This is a genomic window from Ferrovibrio sp. GW821-FHT12F09 (assembly GCF_058806775.1).
Genome location: NZ_JBXAPZ010000001.1, coordinates 1,373,434 through 1,391,021, shown reverse-complemented (window position 1 = coordinate 1,391,021; position 17,588 = coordinate 1,373,434). Strand labels below are relative to the sequence as shown.

Genomic DNA, 17,588 nt, shown 5'->3' with positions numbered 1-17,588 from the left:
CGGTGCGAAGGGGGAATTTGTCTATGCGTGCGCTTCTGGCTTTCAGTACTGCCGTCGACCGCCTCAACACCTGGATCGGCTGGATTGCCACCTGGCTGATCCTGCTGTCCTGCCTGATCAGCGCCGGCAACGCCTTCTCCCGCTATCTGTTCAATGCCAGTTCGAATGCCTGGCTCGAAATCCAGTGGTACATGTTCGGCGCGATCTTCCTGCTTGGCGCCGCCTATACCCTGAATCGCAACGAGCATGTGCGCGTCGACATCATTTACGGCAACGTGTCATCGAAGGCCCAGATGTGGATCGACCTGCTGGGCGGCATCTTCTTCCTGTTGCCAGCGACCGTCATCATCGGCTGGCTGTCCTGGCCGATGTTCCACAATTCCTGGGTCATCAACGAGATGTCGACCAATGCCGGCGGCCTGCTGCGCTGGCCGGTGAAGATCTGCGTGCCGATCGGCTTCTTCCTGCTCACTCTCCAGGGTCTCTCCGAGATCATCAAGCGCATCGCCGCGCTGCAGGGTCATGAAGAACTGATCATCAAATACGAAAAGCCGTTGCAGTGACCGCTGCGCTGGCCTTCAGGGTTCGAGGATACCAGAAATGATTCCGTTGGATTGGATGGCGCCCCTGATGTTCGGGGGCCTCGTGGTCTTCATGTTGATCGGCTACCCGGTCGCCTTCTCGCTCGCGGCGGTCGGTCTGTTCTTCGGTTTCATCGGCATCGAGCAGGGCTTCTTCTCCTCAGCCCTGCTGCAGGCCCTGCCCGAGCGCGTCTTCGGCATCATGGCCAACGACCTGCTGCTGGCCATTCCCTTCTTCACCTTCATGGGCGCGATCCTGGAGCGCTGCGGCCTGGCGGAAGACCTGCTCGATGGCCTGGGTCAGGCCTTCGGTCCGATCCGCGGCGGCCTCGCCTATGCCGTGATCCTGGTCGGCGCCGTGCTCGGCGCCATCACCGGCACGGTGGCGGCTTCCGTCATCGCCATGGGCCTGATCTCGCTGCCGGTGATGATGCGCTACGGCTATGACATGCGGCTCGCCACCGGCGTTATTGCAGCCTCGGGCACCATCACCCAGCTGATTCCGCCTTCGCTGGTGCTGGTCGTGCTGGCCGACCAGCTCGGTCGCTCGGTCGGCGACATGTATGCCGGCGCCATCGGCCCCAGCATGCTGCAGGTCGCCCTGTTCTGCCTGTTCATCTTCGGCGTCAGCATCTTCAAGCCGCAATGGGTGCCCGCCCTGCCGCTGGAAGCCCGCACCATTCATGGCTGGGCGCTGGCCAAGAAAATCCTCTGGGGCATCGTGCCCTCGTTGGTCCTGATCTTCCTGGTTCTGGGCACCATCCTGATGGGCTTGGCCACACCGACCGAAGGCGGCGCCATGGGTGCTGTCGGCGCCATGGTGCTGGCTGCGATCCACAAGCGCCTGAGCTGGGACCTGCTGTGGCAGGGCATGGGCTCGACCATGCGCATCACCGCGATGGTGGTGTTCATCCTGGTCGGCTCCACCGTGTTCGGCCTGACCTTCCGCGGCGTGGACGGCGATCTGTGGATCGAGCATCTGCTGACCAGCCTGCCCGGCGGCGCTGTCGGCTTCCTGATCTTCGTCAACATCTTCGTCTTCTTCCTGGCGTTCTTCCTCGATTTCTTCGAGATCGCCTTCATCATCATCCCGCTGCTGGCGCCGGTGGCGACCAAGCTCGGCATCGACCTGATCTGGTTCGGCGTCATGCTGGGCGCCAACATGCAGACCTCGTTCATGCATCCGCCCTTCGGCTTTGCATTGTTCTATCTGCGCGGCATCGCGCCGAAATCGGTCCGAAGTTCGGATATTTACTGGGGTGCCATCCCATGGGTGATTCTGCAGCTGATCCTGGTCGGCATTCTGATCTTCTGGCCGGAATCGGTGACCTACTGGCTGGATGACGGCCCGAGTGTCGATCCCAATACGATCCAGATCGAAATCCCCAACGATCCGATGGGCACCGATTCCAATGCCAGCCCGGACACACCGGACCCCGACGACGAACCGGAAGTCCCCGAAGAGCTGCGGCCCAAGGCCGATTAAGCAAAAAGCCCGGCAGCGATGCCGGGCTTTTTTCATGTGATCAGTCGGCGACTTCCAGCCGCAGGATGCGGCCCTGCGGACTGTCGGTGGCGAGATAGAGATAGCCATCCGGTCCGTTGCGCACATCGCGGATGTTGTCGCCGATATCCTTCAGCATCTGCTCCTGCCTGACGACCCTGGCGCCATCCAGCACCACGCGATGCAGCGTGCCGAATTTTAGCGAGCCGACAAACAGGTTGCCTTTCCAGGCGGGTATCCTGTCGCCGCTGTAAAACGCCATGCCCGAAGGCGCGATCGAGGGTGTCCAGTGCAGCAGCGGCTGCTCCATGCCGGGTGCCGCCGTGCCGATACCGATCTTCGCGCCGCTGTAGTCGATGCCGTGGGTGATGACCGGCCAGCCATAGTTCCGGCCGCGCTCGGGGATATTGATCTCGTCGCCACCCTGGGCACCGTGTTCATGCAGCCAGACGATGCCGGTCTGCGGATGCCGCGTCATGCCCTGGATATTGCGATGGCCGTAAGACCAGATTTCAGGCTGCGCATCGTTGCGGCCGACAAAGGGATTGTCAGCCGGCACGCTGCCGTCGGTGTTCAGCCGGATCACCTTGCCCAGATGGACATTCAGGTTCTGCGCCTCGTCGCGGCGATACCGTTCGCCCAGACCCAGCCACAGTTTGCCATCCGGGCCAACGACCACGCGGCTGCCGAAATGCAGGCCGCCGGACAGTTTCGGCTGCTGCCGGAACAGCACCTTCACATCCTCCAGGCGGGTCTCGGCAAACACCGCACTGGCCAGCGCCGTGCCGGCACCGCCCTGCTCCGCTCCTTGGCCAGGCTCGGCATAGGTGAAGTAGATTTTCCGGTTGCTGGCGAAGTCCGCGTCCAGCGTCACGTCCAGCAGGCCGCCCTGGCCGCTGTCGAACACCTTCGGCACGTTACCCAGCGGCGCCGAGACTTGGCCGTCCTTCACCACACGCATCTTGCCCGGCCGTTCGGTCACCAGCAGGCGGCCATCGGGCAGGAAGGCCATGCCCCAGGGATTCTCCAGGCCGCGCGCCACCGTGACGGCGCGGACCGCCACATCCTCGGTACGGATGACTTTTGCCGGCTGGCCGGCCGCCGGAACGGCAACCAGCAGACCCAGCAACCCAAGACCGGCTAATCGACGCATGACCCCTCCATTGCTGACCCTTGAACAGATAGGCGGCCGGGCCCGCCATGGCCAGTTGACGAAAAGATGTCTCTTATAGTAGACGATTGTCTCATGAATGACGATATCGAAGCCCGGATCGCCAGCCGCCTGAAAACCCGCCGCGAGGAGCTGGGCTTTTCGCTGGCCGAACTGGCCACCCGCAGCGGCGTCAGCAAGCCGATGATATCCCGGATCGAGCGCCGCGAAGCCAGCCCCACCGCCGCCCTGCTCGGCCGGCTCTGCGCCGGGCTGGAGATCACGCTCTCGGGCCTGATGGCCGCCGTGGAGGACCGCAGCCTGGTGCTGCTGAAGGCCGCCGCCCAGCCGCAATGGCGCGATCCCGAAACCGGCTTCGAACGGCAGGCCGTCAGTCCCGCCGGCACCGGCTCGATGGTCGAGATCGTGCAGGCGACCCTGCCGCCCGGCGCGCGCATCAGCTATCCAGCCCTGCCGCCGCAATCCTACGACCAGCACATCCTCGGCGTCAGTGGCACGCTCACCTTCCAGAGCGGGGCCGAGAGCTTTGCCATCGGCGCCGACGACTGCCTGCATTGCGCGCTCGACCAGCCGCATGTTTTCACCAACACCGGCAGCACCGCCTGCCGCTACCTCGTCATCATTGCCAAGCGAGCGACCCGATGATCCAGATCCGCGATGTGCGGCCCGCAGACGCCGAGGCGATCCGCGCCATCTATAACGATGCCGTACTGAACACCACGGCGGTCTTCGACTATACCGCGCGCGAGCCGCAGGCGCAGGCCGACTGGCTGCGGATGAAGGCCGAACAGAACCTTCCGGTGCTGGTGGCCGAGGAAAACGGCACGGTGCTGGGCTATTGCAGCTACGGACCCTTCCGCCCCTGGCCGGCCTATCTCTACACAGTGGAGAACGCCATCTATGTGGCGCCCGACAGCCGCGGCAAGGGCATCGGAAAACTCCTGCTGGCGCCGCTGCTGGAGATCGCGAAAGCGCGCGGCCTGCGCACCATGATCGCTGGCATCACCGCTGATAATGCCGCCAGCCTGCGCCTGCATGAACGGCTGGGCTATGCGCCCGCCGGCGTGATCCGCGAGGCCGGCTGGAAATTCGAGCGCTGGCTCGACCTCGTCTTCCTGCAAAGGATGCTGCAGGCATGATCGCCGTTCTCAATGCCGCCACGGCGGAAGCCGAACTCGATGCGCTGGCCGATATCCTGAAGGACTGCGTGGAGGGCGGCGCCAGCGTCAACTTCGTGCAGCCCTTCAGCCATGAGCAGGCAAAGGCCTTCTGGCAGCGGCAACTGCCGGCTCTGCGCAGCGGCGATGCCGTGCTGCTGGCGGCGCGCCATGACGGGCGGCTTGCCGGCACCGTGATGCTGGGCCTCGACACGCCGCCGAACCAGCCGCATCGCGCCGATATCAAGAAGCTGCTGGTGCATCACCGCGCCCGCCGCCAAGGCCTGGCCCGTGCCCTGATGCTGGCGGCCGAAGCGGAAGCGCGCCGCCTGCAGCGCGACCTGCTGACGCTGGATACGGAGCATGGCAGCAGCGCCGAAAGGCTGTATGCGGCGCTGGGCTATACGTCGTTCGGCATCGTGCCGCGCTATGCCCGGACGGCGGACGGCACCGCAGTGGCGGCCTGCACGTTTTTCTACAAAGACCTCGCCTAGATCATAGCGGCCTCGCTAGAATAGCGGCGATCAAACAGCCGCCATGACCAATCCGTTCAGCCTCGCGAATTTTTCCCTGCCGGCCCAGAACCTGCTCAGCGGCCTGACCGCCATGGCGGGCGTGCTGATTGTGGTTCTGGCAGCCGGGCTGTTCGCGGGCTATCAGGTGGCCGCCGCGGTGGCAGTGGGCGCCACCAGCGTCAGCATCGTCGATACGCCGACGACGCCCGACCACAAGCGACTGGGCTTCCTGATCGCCTTCATCTTCGGCAGCCTGGTGACGCTGGCGGTCGGCCTGAGCAGCGGCAATGCCTGGGCGCAGCTGCCTATCGTCGCCGTCACCAGCTTCCTGGCCGCCATGGTCTCGGTCTATGGCAAGAGCGCGCTGGCGCTCAGCATGTCGATGATCCTGGCGATGATCTTCGCCTTCGGCACGCCGACGCCGGATCCCCATGCCGCCGTGCTGCATGCGCTGTGCTTCGCCACGGGTGCTGCGGCCTATGGCGTCTTCGGCATGCTGGCCGCGGAATGGCTGGAGGCGCGCCACAAGCAGATCGCGCTGGCCGGCGCACTGGAGGCCTTTGCCGCCTATGTGCGGGCCAAGGCCAGCCTGTATGACACCGAAACGCCGATCGAGGCGGCCTATGCCGCGCTGATCGAGCGGCAGGTGACGCTGATGGAGCGCGTTGAATCCGCGCGCAACCTGCTGTTCCGCACCATGGAGCGCACCCGGGAGCGGGAATGGGCCGCGGCCCTGGTGGCCATGCTGGATGCCTTCGAGACCATCCTGTCGAGCCAGACCGATTACTGGCTGCTGCAGCGCCAGTTCGGCAGCCAGCGCGACAGCAGCCTGATCCTGGTCAGCATCCGCGATGGCGTGCTGCATATCGCCGACCTGCTCGGCACCCTGGCCGAGGAAGCCGACAGCGGCCGCCCGAGCGCCGATATCGAAGCCCTGCGCGCCGAATTCGCCGCCATTGCCGCACGCGTGCAGCAGATCGCGCCACTGGATGCCGGCATGGATGCCGCCACCGAGCATGGCCAGGCAGTGATCGAACTGCGCGCCACACTGGAACGCATCGGCCATGCCATCGACGCCACCGTCCAGGTACAGCAGGCGCTGCGCCGCGAAGACACCGCCGACGCCGTGCTGAGCATCGTGCAACTGGCCGACTTCCTGCCGCCGCGACCCTATCGCCTCGCCGTGATGCGGCGGCATCTGCGGCTCAGTTCGCCGATTTTCCGCTATGCGTTGCGGCTGACCGCGGCGATGCTCTGCGCCTATGCCATCGCCGAAGTGCTGACCCGCTATTTCAGCCATGGCAGCTGGATCCTGCTGACGGTCGCCGTCATCATGCGCGCCAGTTACAGCGCCACACGGCAACGCCAGAAAGACCGTCTGATCGGCAACCTGATCGGCTGCGTGCTGGCGGCGATCATCCTGCATCTGCTGCCCGATCCGGCACTGGCGGCGGTGTATTTCGTCAGCATCGGGCTGTCGCATGCCTATGCGCCGGTGCGCTATCGCATCACCTCGACGGCGGCCTGCATCATGGCGCTGCTGATGATGCATTTCCTCAATCCGAGCGACAGCTCGCTGCTGCTGGAACGCCTGCTGGATACCGCGATCGGCGTCGTCATCGCCGCCGCCTTCAGCTTCATCCTGCCTTACTGGGAGCGGCAGAGCCTGCCGATGCTGACCGCCACGCTGCTGCGCGCCAACCGCAAATACGCCCGCCAGGCCCTGAAACGGCAGCCGACCGAGCAGAGTTATCGCCTGGCGCGCAAGGATGTGTTCGATGCCGGCGCCGATTTCGCCGGCGCGCTGCGCCGCCTGGCCGCCGAACCGGGTGCCAGCCATGCCGATCTGCCACGGCTTCAGGCGTTTCTGTCGGCCAATTACCGCATGATGGCACAGCTTGCAGCCCTGCATGTGCTGCTGCGCATCCGCGGCCGCGAGCTGGATGCAGGCGTCACCGACGCGCTGCTGGCGCAGCATCATGGCCGGCTGCTGGCGTTGCTGGGCCATGCGGAGGATACGGAAAATCCTGCGCCCGATGCCCTGCCGCGCGACGGCGACACCGGCAGTGCGCAATGGCAGCTGGTCGCGGCGCTGATGCAGCGGCTGGCGCAGGCCGAAGCGGTGGCGGCGCAGATCAACGACCTGGCCGCCGGGCTTGAGATCGCGCCGCTGAAGCGCGCCTGATCAGACGCCGATCAGGAAATACCAGGCGAGCGCGAAGGCGATGATGGCGCCGGCGATGCCGAAGCCGAGCACATAACGCATGCGATGCAGCTCGATCCCGGCGCGCGCCTTGTTGGTGGTTATCGTGCGGTCGCGGGTGTCGTATTCGGTCCGCTCCTTGGGGCCGTATCCGGCTGAGGACGACATGGGACCTCCATCTGTTAAGCAGTCAGAGGGATAAGGCCCGGCGGGCCGGAGGGTTCCCCTGCCATCAGTGCCATCAGCCTCATCAGTGCAGGCAGGGTTGCCGCGCGGGCCTTTTTACCCTTAAGCCTTTGATTCTGTTGAATCCGGCAACTGCAAAACCTGCCATCCTGAGCCATCTTGAGCCAAACTGGACCAAAGTTGGCCATTTGGAGCCACCTGGAAACCATTTTCAGCCATCTCGAACCATTTTTGGCCAGCCTGAGCCGTGGGTCCCAGCCTTCAGGGCGGGTGGAGCGGCGGGTCGATTCACGATGTCCAAAACCGAAAAGAAACAAAATAGGAACAAGAAACGCAAAATCAAGGGGCCTGCGCGGCCCCCTGATCCGGTCCCGCCGCGTCTGGGCGGCGGGCGATAGGCAGCGGGCCTCAGCTCTTGTTCATGCGGTTGGTGACCAGATCGTCGACCACGGTGGGATCGGCCAGCGTGCTGGTGTCGCCCAGCGCCGAGAATTCGTTCTCGGCGATCTTGCGCAGGATGCGGCGCATGATCTTGCCCGAGCGCGTCTTCGGCAGGCCCGGCGCCCACTGGATCAGATCGGGCGAGGCGATCGGCCCGATCAGCGTGCGCACATGCTGCACCAGTTCCTTGCGCAGCTCTTCGGTCGGCTGGATGCCGGCCTTGAGCGTCACATAGGCGTAGATGCCCTGGCCCTTGATGTCATGCGGATAGCCGACCACGGCGGCCTCGGCCACCTTGAGATGGGCGACCAGCGCGCTTTCGACTTCCGCCGTGCCCATGCGATGGCCCGACACGTTGATCACGTCGTCGACGCGGCCGGTGATCCAGTAATAGCCATCGGCATCGCGGCGGCAGCCGTCACCGGTGAAATACTTGCCGGGGAAGGTGCTGAAGTAGGTGTCGATGAAACGCTGGTGATCGCCATAGACCGTGCGCATCTGGCCCGGCCAGCTGTCGGTGATGCAGAGGTTGCCGTCGGTGGCGCCCTCCAGCACCTTGCCGTCGCCATCCACCAACTGCGGCTGCACGCCGAAGAAGGGCAGCGTCGCCGAACCGGGCTTCTGGTCGATGGCGCCGGGCAGCGGGGTGATGAGGATGCCACCGGTCTCGGTCTGCCACCAGGTATCGACGATGGGGCAGCGGCCGTCGCCGACCACGCGGTGATACCAGAGCCAGGCTTCCGGATTTATCGGCTCGCCGACCGAACCGAGCAGGCGCAACGATGCGCGGCTGGTCTTCTTCACCGGCGCTTCGCCATCGCGCATCAGGGCACGGATCGCGGTCGGCGCGGTGTAGAAGATGTTGACCTTGTGCTTGTCGATCACCTGCCAGAAGCGCGAGGCATCGGGATAGTTCGGCACGCCTTCGAACATCAGCGTGGTGGCGCCATTGGCCAGCGGGCCATAGACGATATAGCTGTGGCCGGTGACCCAGCCCACATCGGCGGTGCACCAGTAGATATCGCCGTCGTGGTAATCGAAGACATACTGGTGCGTCATCGAGGCGAAGACCAGGTAGCCGCCGGTGGTGTGCAGCACGCCCTTGGGCTTGCCGGTCGAGCCCGAGGTATAGAGGATGAACAGCGGGTCCTCCGCATTCATCGGCTCCGGCGCGCAGGTCGCCGGAACCTTGGCGGCTTCTTCATGCAGCCAGATGTCGCGGCCGGCCGCCATCTCGATCTTGCCGCCGGTATGCTTCACCACCAGCACCTTCTTCACGCCGGGGCAGGTCTTGAGCGCCGCATCGGCATTGGCCTTCAGCGGCACCCCGCGGCCGCCGCGCAGGCCTTCATCGGCAGTGATGAGGAACTGGCTGTCGCAATCCTGGATGCGGTTGGCCAGGCTGTCGGGCGAGAAACCGCCGAAGACGATGGAATGCACGGCGCCGATGCGCGTGCAGGCCAGCATCGCATAGGCCGCCGCCGGGATCATCGGCAGATAGATGGTGACGCGGTCGCCCTTCTTGACGCCGTTGGCCTTCATCACATTGGCCATGCGGCAGACTTCGTCATGAAGCTGCTGGTAGGTGATGTTTTCCGACTTCGACGGATCGTCGCCTTCCCAGATGATCGCGGTCTGGTTCGCACGCTTGGCCAGATGACGGTCGATGCAGTTGGTCGAGACGTTCAGCACGCCATCGGCAAACCAGCGGATATGCAGATCGGCCTTGTCGAAGGAGACGTCTTTCACCTGGGTATAGGGCTTGATCCAGTCGACACGCTTGCCCTGCTCGCCCCAGAAGCCGTTCGGGTCCTTCACCGACTGTTCGTACATGGCCTTGTACTTGCCGGCATCGGCCCAGGCGCGCTTGGCCCAGTCGGCGCTCACCGGAAACAGTTCATTCTCGGCCATGATCGGCTCCCTCTCGTTCTGAATCCACGCCCGGACGACGCGGTCCGGCGGCGTTTCCCCTATCGGGCCGGATGATGCCCGCTCGGGTGGAAACGGACAAGCTCGGCCACCCCGGGTTTCGACCAAAGCATAGGCCGATCAAGGCTTAAGTATAAGATGGCGCGACGATTTTCAGAGATCGTTGGCAGCCGTGGCGCCGGCCACAGCGGGCAGGCCGGCGATGGTGGCCTCCAGAGCCTGCATCAGCCCCGGGAACTGGCCGCCAAGGCGGGCTTTCGCCTCGTCCTGGGCGGCACGCCATAGCGAGACGCCGGCGCGATAGGCGGCGCGCCCTTCGGCTGTGGCACGCACCAGCCGCGCGCGGCCATGGCCCGGCACCACCGTGACCAGGCCGGCGGCGATCATCGGCTTCAGGTTACGGCTGAGCGTGCTGCGATCGAGATCCAGCGCCGCCGCCAGCTCGGTGATGCTGGGCGGGCGGCCGTTCTGCTTCTCGCAGGCCCAGGCCATGCCGACCAGACTGTATTGCGGCAGGCCAAGGCCGATGGGCGAAAGCTGCTCGGTATACCAGGCGCTGGCGCGGCGGGCGGCCGAGCGGAGCTGGAAGCACAGGCAGAACTCCGTGCCATCGGGCATCGGCGGCGGCAGGGTGAACACCTGGTCAGCGGCGGCCAGAGAGGATGGTGGACTTCGCTTCATATCGTGTATATACACGATACAGGGCAGCCCGACAAGCCATCCTCAAGGCTGTCCTGCAACTTCCGGCCTCCCCACTTTTTTGGCCGCACAAAAACGACCCGACCAAGCAGAAGGACCGCCCGATGTCAGCCGCCCTGAACGAAACACCGCCCGCCCGCTCGGCCGATCTGCATCCGCCGACCGGCGGCGTCTATGCGCCGGTGCCGGTGGAGCAGTTGCGTGAACTGGCCGGCATCGAGCTGTTCCGCAAGATCATGAACCGCGAGCTGCCTGGCGCGCCGATTGCCGAACTGATGAATATGTGGATTTTTGAAGCCGAGCCCGGCCGCGTGGTCTTTGCCGGCCGGCCCGAGATGAAGCATTACAACCCGATCGGCAGCGTGCATGGCGGCTATGCCGGCACCATGCTGGACAGTTGCATGTCCTGTGCCGTGCAGTCCCAGCTGCCCAAGGGCATGGGCTACACCACGCTGGAATACAAGGTGAGCCTGGTGCGCGCGATCACCCACAAGACCGGTACCGTCTATGCCGAGGGCACCACGATCCAGGTCGGCAGCCGTGTCGGCACGGCCGAAGGCCGCATCGTCGATGCCGGCGGCAAGATCCTCGCCACCGGCACGACCACCTGCCTGATTTTCCCGATCTGAATTTTACGCCGGGAACAGCATCGCGTCGCTGTCGCGCCAGGCCAGGGAAACGACAGCACCCGCCGGCGGCAGCGCCGCCAGCCGTTCGGCCTGGCTGCTGACGGTGCCATAGAGTTTCACCGCGCCGGCGGTGCAGAAGATCGCGATGCGGTCGCCGGTCATGATGCGGTCCTGAACCCTGGCCGCGATGCCGGTCATGCCGGCCGGTACGGGCCCCTGCACGATCTCGACCGCCTCGGGCCGGAACATCAGTGACACATGCTGGCCGGCCACGGCCTGCGGCGGCAGGGGCAGCAGCACTTCCGGTTCGCCGTCGGGCCTGAGCAGCTTGCGTCCCTCCAGCAGCACGACCATGCCGGTGACGCGATTGGTGTTGCCGATGAAATCCGCGACGAAGCTGTTGGCTGGCCGCAGATAGAGTTCGGCCGGCGCGGCCACCTGCTCGATCTTGCCGTTGCTCATGATGGCGATGCGGTCCGACATGGTCATGGCTTCGCCCTGGTCATGGGTAACCAGCACGGTGGTGATCTTGAGGCGCGACTGCAGGTCGCGCACTTCGAGCTGCATGGCGCCGCGCAGCTTGGCATCCAGCGCCGCCATCGGCTCGTCCAGCAGCAGGACCCGCGGCTCGATGGCGATGGCCCGCGCCAGCGCCACGCGCTGCTGCTGCCCGCCGGAAAGCTGCGCGGGGAAACGCGCGCCGAAGCTTTCCATACGCACCAGCGCCAGCGCCCGCTCGACCTTGGCGGCCGTTTCCGCGCGGCTGAAGCGCCGCATCTTCAGGCCGAATGCGACATTCTCGGCAACCGTCATATGCGGGAACAGCGCGTAATTCTGGAACACCACGCCGATATCGCGCTGCCAGGGCGGGGTGCCGGCCAGCGGCCGGCCTGCAACATGGATCGCGCCATCGTCGGCCTCGACCAGGCCGGCGATGCAGCGCAGCAGCGTGGTCTTGCCGCAACCCGACGGCCCGAGCAGCGAGACGAATTCGCCGGCCGCGATGCCGAGGCTGACATCGTCAAGCGCCTGGGTGCTGCCGAAACGCTTGGAGATATGGGCGATCTGGAGGTCGCCGGTTTTCTCAGCCATGTTTAGCGGCGTCTCCACGATTTGGCAGCGTCAGGCTGCCCAGTCCATACAATTTCTCCACGACCAGCAGCACGACGACGACGATAACCATCTTGATGACGGAAATCGCGGCCACCGCCGGATCGTAGTTGTTCACCAGATAGCCAAGGATCGAGACCGGCAGCGTCATGTTCGAGGCATTGGACAGCATCAGCGCCACCGCCACCTCGTCGAAGGAAATCAGGAAGGCGAACATGCCGCCGGCGAACAGCCCGGGACGGATGGTGGGCAGCGTGATATGCCAGAAGGTGCGCCAGGGCGTGGCACCCAGGGTCTTCGCCGCCTCCTCGATGCGCGGATCGGCATTGGCATAAATCGCCAGCACGGTGCGCAGCAGATAGGGCAGCACAATCACCACATGGCCGACCAGCAGGCCGATATAGGTGTTGCCGAGCCCGATGGCGCTGAGGAAGAACAGCAGCGCGATGGCCAGCACCAGGCTGGGCAGGGCCAGCGGTGACAGCAGGAAAGTCTGGATCAGGGCGGCGCCCGGCAGACGGCGGCGCACCAGCGCCAGCGCCGCCGGCACCGCCAGCAGTGCGGCGATCCCTGCCGCCAGCACGCCAAGCTGGATGCTGTTCCACAGCGGCTGCATGAAACTCGGATCCTGCAGCACCTGGGTGAACCAGCGGATCGAATAGCCCGGCGGCGGGAAGATAACGAAACGCGCCGAGGACAGCGACACCACCACCACCAGAACCAGCGGCGTGAGTAGGAAGATGGTCGCGACGACCAGATACGTCTTCAGCCAGCGGTTCATTCTTCGGCCCTGCCCCGCCGCAGGCGACGGCCGAGCGCGATCTGCAGGCCCGACACCAGCAACACGGTGACTAGCAGGATCACGCCGAGCGCCGCGGCAAACGGCCAGTCGGAACTGAGGTTGAGCTGCTGGTAGACCAGTACGGGCAGCACCATGGTGCGGTTGTTGCCCATCAGCATGACGGTGACGAAGCTGCCGATGGAGAGCGAGAACACCAGCAACGTGCCGGTGATGACGCCATCCAGACTGAGCGGCCAGACGATATAGCGGAAGGCCTGCAGCGGGCGGGCGCCCAGCGTGAGGGCTGCCTGTTCCAGCGCCTGGTCGATGCCTTCGAGCGCACTGGCGATGGAGAGCACCATGAAGGGCAGCATTACATGCACCAGCGTGATGCCGATGCCGAACCAGCCGCCGAGCAGGTCGATGGTCGGCAGGTCCAGCGCCTTCAGGCTGCCGTTGATCAGGCCGCTGCGCCCCAGCACCACCATCCAGCCGAAGGTGCGCACCACCACGTTGATCAGCAGCGGCGTGACGATCAGGAAGATCAGGATGCCCTTCAGCGTGCCGCGGCTGCGTGCGATGGCGAAGGCGAAGGGATAGCCCAGCACCAGCGCGCCGCTGGTGACGCCGGCCGCAAGTCCGATGGTCTGGGCCCAGACGCGGATATAATAGGGATCGGTGAGCGCGCGCAGATACTGGTGCGGACCCAGCTGGCCATCAGGCTGGCGCAGGCTGACGCCGAAATTCAGCAGCAGCGGCCCGATGAAAAACACCGCCAGCAGCAGGATGGCCGGCGCCAGCAAGGCGAAGCCAGACGCATGAAGCCTGAAGGGCATCGCGATCCTGCTCCGTCTGCCGGCGACCGGTCTGTCGATGTCCCGGACTTACGGGATTTCCTTGTTCCAGCGCTCGATCCAGGCCGGGATCTTGTCCATGAAGGACAGGAATTCCGGCTGGCGCACGCGCTCCAGCGGCGTCAGCACCTTCTTCAGGTCGTCGGGATAGACCACCTTGGAGTTCACCACCGGATACTTGATCATCGAGGCATGGCCGAGCTGCGCCTTGGGCGACAACACGCAGTCGATATAGGTCCAGGAGGCTTCCGGCGCGTTCTTCACCTTGGCCAGCATGGCCGCCGACTGGAAGGCGCCCGGATCGGGGATATAGGCGCCGGCCCAGCTGTTCTGGTTGGCGAAGTCATAGGCGCGACCATCCCAGTAGACCAGGATGTCGACTTCCTTGGTGGCGAACAGGTTGATCGCATCCACCGGATTGACCCAGTATTTGGTGATGTTGGGCGCCATGGCGCGATACTTGGCGAAGACCTCGTCCTCGCTGCCGCCATACTGGGTGGTGAGGAACCAGGTGAACATCGGGCCCCAGGCCATGGTGACGGCCGGGAAGGACACGCGGTTGCCATACTTGCCGGCAATCGTGTTGTCGATCAGGGTCTTCCAGTCCTTCGGCGGCTCCTTGATCTTATCCTTGTTGTACATGACGATCATCGCGCCGAAATTCTGGATCGTCGCGTAATTGTCCCACTGCTTGCGGAAGACCTCGGGCACATCGGCAAGGTTCGGCGCCTTCTCAACGCTGAGCTTGTCGAGCAGGCCTTCGCGGCCAGCGCGGATGGCGTCAATCTCGCTTAAGAGCGCCACGTGGATCGAAGGATTTTCCTTGTTGGCGCGGATGCGGTTGATCACCTCGCCGGAATTCAGCACCAGGATGTCGACATCGGAGCCGGTGCGTTCCTTGTAGCAGGCGGCGAAATTCGTCTTGGCCGATTCCAGCCAGATGCCGCCGGACGCCACCACCGTGATCTTCTGCGCCAGCGCCGGACCGGCCATGAGGGCCGAAAGGCCCGCCAGACCCACCACAGCACTGCGGATGCAGAATGCACTGCGGATGCAGAATGCACTGCGGATGAACTGTTTCGGATGGAACATGCGATCCCCCTCGCGTTTGCCAGTCTGTGGACGTCAAACCCCGGAGCGGAAGCGGACGGTTTGCAGGCCGGCCGCATTCCCCTGTTGACGAAAAGGCTAAGTCCCGAGTACCAGATGTGTCAACTGTGTTGTTAAATACGGAACACGACACCGGACCGGGACGGACGTCATGAGCAACCTAGAAAGCGCCATCCGCATCCTGCATTGCCTGTCTGCCGAAACGCCATTGCTGAAAGTGACGGACGTGGCGAGCCGGCTCGGCATTGCCAAGAGCACGGTCTCGCGCCTGCTGCGCACGATGCATGACGGCGGCCTGCTCAAGCGTGACGACAATACACCGGTCTACGGCCCGGGTCCGCTCGCTCTGGAACTGAGCCGGCTCTATGCCTCCGGCAACAGCCTGCTGGACCGCGTGGATGCGGCACTCGCCAATCTGGTGGAGGAGTTCGGTTTTACAGGTTTCGCGGGAATGCTGGACGATGAGTCCGTCGTAATCCTGCGCCAGCACCAGGGCTGGTACCGCCTGCGCTATATCCTGGAGGTGGGCGAGCGCCAGAAACCCGACGACATGGCGCTCGGCATTGCCCTGCTGGCCCGGCATAACCTGGTCAAAACCCAGGCACAGACCGCCGCCACCCGCAAACTGTTCAAGGCCTTCCTGACCGACCGCGTGGTGGAAGTGCCCTGCCGCAGCGTGCCCGGCATCACCGCCATCGGCACGGCGTTGCGGGTCGAGCGCAGCGGCCAGACCATCGGCTTCTCGATCTCCTTCCCCGACATGGCCGCGCCGGCGGCGATGCGGGCCAGGATCAAAAGCCGGATCCAGGCCGTGGCCCGCGAGATCGGCCAGGACATCGAGGATTCATTCCACCGCACCGGGGCAGCCAAACGATGAGCAGCAGCACTTCGACGGAAAACAGCGCGCCGGCCCGCCGCTCGTTCAGCCGCATGGCCTTTGTCGGCGATGCTTTCACCGTTGGCGCCGGCGATGCCACCATGCTGGGCTGGGTCGGCCGGCTGGCGGCGTATGAATGGCAGGCCGGCCATGACATCACCGCCTACAATCTCGGCATCCGCGGCGCCAGCACGCACCTGATCGGCCAGCGCTGGCGCGGCGAATGCGAGGCGCGGCTGCCGCCGACCGCCAATGCGCGGCTGGTTTTCATGTTCGGCGGCAACGACGCCAAGCTGCTGGATGGCAAGGTGCCGGAAGTGCCGCTGGAAGAATCGGTGGCCAATGCGCGCGCGATCTTAAGCGCCGCCGCCGCCTGGCTGCCGACCTTGTGGATCGGCCTGATCCCGATGAACGAAAGCCGCCCCTATCCGAAGCTGATCGGCGCGCAGAACTACACCTTCTCCAACAGCCTGCAGGCGGACTACAACGCCGCCTATGCCAAAGCGGCGGCCGAGCTGGGCATTCCCTTCCTCGACCTGCATACGCCGCTGCTGGCCGATCCGGCCTGGCCCGATCTCACCCAGGCCGGCGACGGCAGCAATCCCGCCGCACCCGGCTATGAAGTGGTGGCCGCGATGATCCATCGCTGGCCGGCCTGGCGCCGGTGGTTTGACTGATTGGGGTTCGACTGATTGGGGTTCGACGGAACGGTTTCTCAGCGCCGCCAGACCGGCTTGGCGCATTCGGCCTGGATATCGGCACGGCTGAGGCCGAGATCCTTCAGCGCCGCATCGCTCAGCTCGGCAAGCTGCGTGCGTTCGCGGCTGAGCCGCTGCAGCGACAGGATCTCATGGATCATATCCAGGACGAGACGGCGCAGGGGATGCGTGCCGGCGGGATAGCTGCGAACGGTCATGGTGCTCTGCGTCATGGCGGGACTCCGTGGTTTCTGATCTGTCCGCAGTCTACGCCGCCGTCATGACGCGACGGTGACCGAACGCTACGGCCGCGACCGAAGTGTTGCAGATGGACGACAGCGCGCGAGCGGCCTAGATTCTCCGTCATGAGCAGCAACGACCCGCATGTGGCGAAGATCGCGGCCCTGATCGGCGATCCGGCGCGCGCCAATATCCTGAAGGCGCTGATGGACGGGCGCGCCCGCACGGCCAAGGAACTGGCCCATATCGCCGGCGTCTCGCCGCAGACCACCAGCGGCCATCTGGCCAAGCTGTCGGACGGCGGCCTGCTCGGCCTCGCCAAGCAGGGCCGGCACCGGTATTACCATCTTGCGAACAGCACTGTCGCGACGGCGATTGAAAGTTTGATGGCGCTGGCCGGCGAGCAACCGATGCCGAAGCATCACCATCACACCCGCGTCGCCGGCGCGCTGCGGGCGGCGCGCACCTGCTACGATCATATTGCCGGCAAGCTCGGCGTTTGCCTGTTCGACCAGCTCATCGCGCGCGGCTGCCTCTTACCCAGCGGTGAAGAGGACTTCGTCGTCACGGCGGCAGGGCGGCAGCTCTTTGCCGCGCTCGACATCAATGTGGACGCCATCGCATCCGGCAAGCGCCGCTTTGCCCGCGCCTGCCTGGACTGGAGCGAACGCAGCCCGCATCTGGCCGGCGCGCTGGGCGCCGCCCTGGCCGAACGCTGCTTCGACTTCGGCTGGCTGGAGCGCCGGCGCGACAGCCGCGCGGTCAGCCTGACCCCGGCCGGCAGCCAGGCGCTGGCCCGGCTGTTCGACCTGCCGCCGGAGCGGATTGCGGCGGCCATGGCGGAGACGCATTAACCCGCAGTTGCACGCCGTGGGCGGGTTGGCTATCTTCCGCCCCGGACCG

Annotated in this window: 19 protein-coding genes; 10 read left to right on the top strand and 9 right to left on the bottom strand. The window is 65.1% G+C overall.

The window, feature by feature from the left end; translation table 11 throughout:
- The first annotated feature begins 23 nt into the window (after positions 1–23).
- Both AC1ROB_RS06950 and AC1ROB_RS06945 read left to right on the top strand, forming a co-directional pair.
- Positions 24–563, top strand: a complete 540-nt coding sequence (locus tag AC1ROB_RS06950) for a TRAP transporter small permease subunit (protein ID WP_492971929.1) — start codon at positions 24–26, stop codon at positions 561–563.
- Positions 564–600: 37 nt separating this feature from the next.
- On the top strand, positions 601–2,067 hold the full coding sequence (locus tag AC1ROB_RS06945) for a TRAP transporter large permease (RefSeq protein WP_492971930.1): 1,467 nt from the start codon (positions 601–603) through the stop codon (positions 2,065–2,067).
- 40 nt (positions 2,068–2,107) lie between these two features.
- Here AC1ROB_RS06945 and AC1ROB_RS06940 read toward each other — a convergent pair whose 3' ends face one another.
- Positions 2,108–3,238 carry a PQQ-dependent sugar dehydrogenase gene (locus AC1ROB_RS06940; protein WP_492971931.1) on the bottom strand — a complete coding sequence of 377 codons (1,131 nt, stop codon included), beginning with the start codon at positions 3,236–3,238 and terminating at the stop codon, positions 2,108–2,110.
- 93 nt (positions 3,239–3,331) lie between these two features.
- On the opposite strand from AC1ROB_RS06940, the gene AC1ROB_RS06935 reads away from it, so the two are divergent.
- The 4 genes from AC1ROB_RS06935 to AC1ROB_RS06920 are packed head-to-tail and all read left to right on the top strand — an operon-like array spanning position 3,332 to position 7,113.
- Complete coding sequence (locus tag AC1ROB_RS06935) at positions 3,332–3,901, top strand: helix-turn-helix domain-containing protein (protein WP_492971932.1); 570 nt, start codon at positions 3,332–3,334, stop codon at positions 3,899–3,901.
- Complete coding sequence (locus tag AC1ROB_RS06930; RefSeq protein ID WP_492971933.1) at positions 3,898–4,395, top strand: GNAT family N-acetyltransferase; 498 nt, start codon at positions 3,898–3,900, stop codon at positions 4,393–4,395. The genes AC1ROB_RS06935 and AC1ROB_RS06930 overlap by 4 nt, the downstream gene beginning before the upstream one ends.
- On the top strand, positions 4,392–4,907 hold the full coding sequence (locus AC1ROB_RS06925) for a GNAT family N-acetyltransferase (RefSeq protein WP_492971934.1): 516 nt from the start codon (positions 4,392–4,394) through the stop codon (positions 4,905–4,907). Before AC1ROB_RS06930 ends, AC1ROB_RS06925 begins: the two co-directional genes overlap by 4 nt.
- Positions 4,908–4,950: 43 nt before the next feature.
- Positions 4,951–7,113, top strand: a complete 2,163-nt coding sequence (locus AC1ROB_RS06920) for an FUSC family protein (protein WP_492971935.1) — start codon at positions 4,951–4,953, stop codon at positions 7,111–7,113.
- Here AC1ROB_RS06920 and AC1ROB_RS06915 read toward each other — a convergent pair whose 3' ends face one another.
- From AC1ROB_RS06915 to AC1ROB_RS06905, 3 genes are all read right to left on the bottom strand, one after another.
- The gene (locus AC1ROB_RS06915) at positions 7,114–7,299 is read right to left on the bottom strand and encodes a hypothetical protein (RefSeq protein ID WP_492971936.1); all 186 of its coding nucleotides are present in this window, start codon (positions 7,297–7,299) and stop codon (positions 7,114–7,116) included.
- A gap of 426 nt (positions 7,300–7,725) precedes the next feature.
- Positions 7,726–9,669: an acetate--CoA ligase gene (acs, locus tag AC1ROB_RS06910; protein ID WP_492971937.1), complete on the bottom strand. Its 1,944-nt coding sequence runs from the start codon at positions 9,667–9,669 to the stop codon at positions 7,726–7,728.
- Between the two features lie 171 nt (positions 9,670–9,840).
- On the bottom strand, positions 9,841–10,368 hold the full coding sequence (locus AC1ROB_RS06905; RefSeq protein ID WP_492971938.1) for a MarR family winged helix-turn-helix transcriptional regulator: 528 nt from the start codon (positions 10,366–10,368) through the stop codon (positions 9,841–9,843).
- Positions 10,369–10,490: 122 nt separating this feature from the next.
- Here AC1ROB_RS06905 and AC1ROB_RS06900 point away from each other — a divergent pair, with 122 nt between their 5' ends.
- Entirely contained in the window at positions 10,491–11,015 is a 525-nt protein-coding gene (locus AC1ROB_RS06900; protein ID WP_492971939.1) for a PaaI family thioesterase, read from the top strand.
- Between the two features lie 3 nt (positions 11,016–11,018).
- On the opposite strand, the gene AC1ROB_RS06895 is transcribed toward AC1ROB_RS06900, so the two are convergent.
- The 4 genes from AC1ROB_RS06895 to AC1ROB_RS06880 are packed head-to-tail and all read right to left on the bottom strand — an operon-like array spanning position 11,019 to position 14,852.
- Positions 11,019–12,107 (bottom strand): ABC transporter ATP-binding protein, encoded by a 1,089-nt coding sequence (locus AC1ROB_RS06895; protein ID WP_492971940.1) that lies wholly within the window; start codon positions 12,105–12,107, stop codon positions 11,019–11,021.
- Entirely contained in the window at positions 12,100–12,906 is an 807-nt protein-coding gene (locus tag AC1ROB_RS06890) for an ABC transporter permease (RefSeq protein ID WP_492971941.1), read from the bottom strand. Before AC1ROB_RS06890 ends, AC1ROB_RS06895 begins: the two co-directional genes overlap by 8 nt.
- Entirely contained in the window at positions 12,903–13,742 is an 840-nt protein-coding gene (locus tag AC1ROB_RS06885; protein ID WP_492971942.1) for an ABC transporter permease, read from the bottom strand. Before AC1ROB_RS06885 ends, AC1ROB_RS06890 begins: the two co-directional genes overlap by 4 nt.
- 48 nt (positions 13,743–13,790) lie before the next feature.
- Positions 13,791–14,852 carry an extracellular solute-binding protein gene (locus AC1ROB_RS06880; protein ID WP_492971943.1) on the bottom strand — a complete coding sequence of 354 codons (1,062 nt, stop codon included), beginning with the start codon at positions 14,850–14,852 and terminating at the stop codon, positions 13,791–13,793.
- Between the two features lie 169 nt (positions 14,853–15,021).
- On the opposite strand from AC1ROB_RS06880, the gene AC1ROB_RS06875 reads away from it, so the two are divergent.
- Entirely contained in the window at positions 15,022–15,747 is a 726-nt protein-coding gene (locus AC1ROB_RS06875) for an IclR family transcriptional regulator (RefSeq protein WP_492971944.1), read from the top strand.
- Positions 15,744–16,424 carry a GDSL-type esterase/lipase family protein gene (locus AC1ROB_RS06870; protein WP_492971945.1) on the top strand — a complete coding sequence of 227 codons (681 nt, stop codon included), beginning with the start codon at positions 15,744–15,746 and terminating at the stop codon, positions 16,422–16,424. Before AC1ROB_RS06875 ends, AC1ROB_RS06870 begins: the two co-directional genes overlap by 4 nt.
- A 38-nt stretch (positions 16,425–16,462) precedes the next feature.
- Here the strand turns inward: AC1ROB_RS06870 and AC1ROB_RS06865 are convergent, their stop codons facing one another.
- Positions 16,463–16,678, bottom strand: a complete 216-nt coding sequence (locus tag AC1ROB_RS06865) for a DUF1127 domain-containing protein (protein WP_492971946.1) — start codon at positions 16,676–16,678, stop codon at positions 16,463–16,465.
- Positions 16,679–16,810: 132 nt separating this feature from the next.
- On the opposite strand from AC1ROB_RS06865, the gene AC1ROB_RS06860 reads away from it, so the two are divergent.
- Positions 16,811–17,539, top strand: coding sequence for an ArsR/SmtB family transcription factor (locus AC1ROB_RS06860; RefSeq protein ID WP_492971947.1), 729 nt, complete (start codon positions 16,811–16,813; stop codon positions 17,537–17,539).
- Positions 17,540–17,588 lie beyond the last annotated feature (49 nt).

Excerpts from the sequence above, each read along its gene's own strand:
- AC1ROB_RS06890 (WP_492971941.1), bottom strand. The coding sequence starts at position 12,906 with ATGAACCGCTGGCTGAAGACGTATCTGGTCGTCGCGACCATCTTCCTA.
- AC1ROB_RS06900 (WP_492971939.1), top strand. The coding sequence starts at position 10,491 with ATGTCAGCCGCCCTGAACGAAACACCGCCCGCCCGCTCGGCCGATCTG.
- AC1ROB_RS06920 (WP_492971935.1), top strand. The coding sequence starts at position 4,951 with ATGACCAATCCGTTCAGCCTCGCGAATTTTTCCCTGCCGGCCCAGAAC.
- AC1ROB_RS06895 (WP_492971940.1), bottom strand. The coding sequence starts at position 12,107 with ATGGCTGAGAAAACCGGCGACCTCCAGATCGCCCATATCTCCAAGCGT.
- AC1ROB_RS06905 (WP_492971938.1), bottom strand. The coding sequence starts at position 10,368 with ATGAAGCGAAGTCCACCATCCTCTCTGGCCGCCGCTGACCAGGTGTTC.
- AC1ROB_RS06885 (WP_492971942.1), bottom strand. The coding sequence starts at position 13,742 with ATGCCCTTCAGGCTTCATGCGTCTGGCTTCGCCTTGCTGGCGCCGGCC.
- AC1ROB_RS06945 (WP_492971930.1), top strand. The coding sequence starts at position 601 with ATGATTCCGTTGGATTGGATGGCGCCCCTGATGTTCGGGGGCCTCGTG.
- AC1ROB_RS06880 (WP_492971943.1), bottom strand. The coding sequence starts at position 14,852 with ATGTTCCATCCGAAACAGTTCATCCGCAGTGCATTCTGCATCCGCAGT.
- acs (WP_492971937.1), bottom strand. The coding sequence starts at position 9,669 with ATGGCCGAGAATGAACTGTTTCCGGTGAGCGCCGACTGGGCCAAGCGC.
- AC1ROB_RS06870 (WP_492971945.1), top strand. The coding sequence starts at position 15,744 with ATGAGCAGCAGCACTTCGACGGAAAACAGCGCGCCGGCCCGCCGCTCG.
- AC1ROB_RS06925 (WP_492971934.1), top strand. The coding sequence starts at position 4,392 with ATGATCGCCGTTCTCAATGCCGCCACGGCGGAAGCCGAACTCGATGCG.
- AC1ROB_RS06950 (WP_492971929.1), top strand. The coding sequence starts at position 24 with ATGCGTGCGCTTCTGGCTTTCAGTACTGCCGTCGACCGCCTCAACACC.
- AC1ROB_RS06940 (WP_492971931.1), bottom strand. The coding sequence starts at position 3,238 with ATGCGTCGATTAGCCGGTCTTGGGTTGCTGGGTCTGCTGGTTGCCGTT.
- AC1ROB_RS06860 (WP_492971947.1), top strand. The coding sequence starts at position 16,811 with ATGAGCAGCAACGACCCGCATGTGGCGAAGATCGCGGCCCTGATCGGC.
- AC1ROB_RS06875 (WP_492971944.1), top strand. The coding sequence starts at position 15,022 with ATGAGCAACCTAGAAAGCGCCATCCGCATCCTGCATTGCCTGTCTGCC.
- AC1ROB_RS06935 (WP_492971932.1), top strand. The coding sequence starts at position 3,332 with ATGAATGACGATATCGAAGCCCGGATCGCCAGCCGCCTGAAAACCCGC.
- AC1ROB_RS06930 (WP_492971933.1), top strand. The coding sequence starts at position 3,898 with ATGATCCAGATCCGCGATGTGCGGCCCGCAGACGCCGAGGCGATCCGC.
- AC1ROB_RS06865 (WP_492971946.1), bottom strand. The coding sequence starts at position 16,678 with ATGACGCAGAGCACCATGACCGTTCGCAGCTATCCCGCCGGCACGCAT.
- AC1ROB_RS06915 (WP_492971936.1), bottom strand. The coding sequence starts at position 7,299 with ATGTCGTCCTCAGCCGGATACGGCCCCAAGGAGCGGACCGAATACGAC.